General features: G+C 66.0%; 1 protein-coding gene. It reads right to left on the bottom strand.

Going from position 1 to position 570, the window contains the following annotated elements:
- A partial coding sequence (locus AC1D1T_RS32955; RefSeq protein WP_477993576.1) for a class I SAM-dependent methyltransferase occupies window positions 1-269 on the bottom strand: 269 nt, incomplete at its 3' end.
- Window positions 270-570 lie beyond the last annotated feature (301 nt).

Below are 570 nucleotides of genomic sequence, written 5' to 3'. Positions count from 1 at the left end.
TCGAAGAACCGCGTGCGCGCGGCCATGCCGTTGGCGAACCGGACGATGTTCATCGACGGATCGTCGCCGAGGTCCGCTTCGGTGAGTTCGCCGTCGACGAGCTTGGTGAAGAAGTCGACGCCCACCGCGCGCACCAACGGGGCGGCGAACTGGTCGTTGATCACCGGATCCGGCGCGGCCGAGGCGATTGCTCGGGCGGCCGCCACCATGGTCGCGGTGGCGCCGACGCTGGACGCCAGATCCCAGGTATCGCCCTCTACGCGTGCCATCAGAAGACCCCTCTCGCATTTTACTTAGCTGATGTAATGAACGCTTCCGACTGTACGCATCGAAACTGAATGCTTCCTTTCGGAACGAAGGGCGCCGACCGAACACAAAACGAGGCCCCCGGCAGTGCTGCCGGGGGCCTCGCGTCATGCAGTGTGCGGATTACGCAGCGGAGCTGTGCTCTCCGGCCGACGAAGCGGACGAACCTTCCGAGCTGCCGCCTTCGGGCTTGCGGTGCTTGCCGCCGGTCGAGGCCTTCTTGCCGGTGGAGGCCGACGGGGTCGAATCGGCGTCGTCCTGGCG

Source organism: Rhizobacter sp. P2_H3, assembly GCF_056403355.1.
Note: the sequence above shows the minus strand (reverse complement) of the source record. Positions and strands in the feature narration are given on the sequence as shown.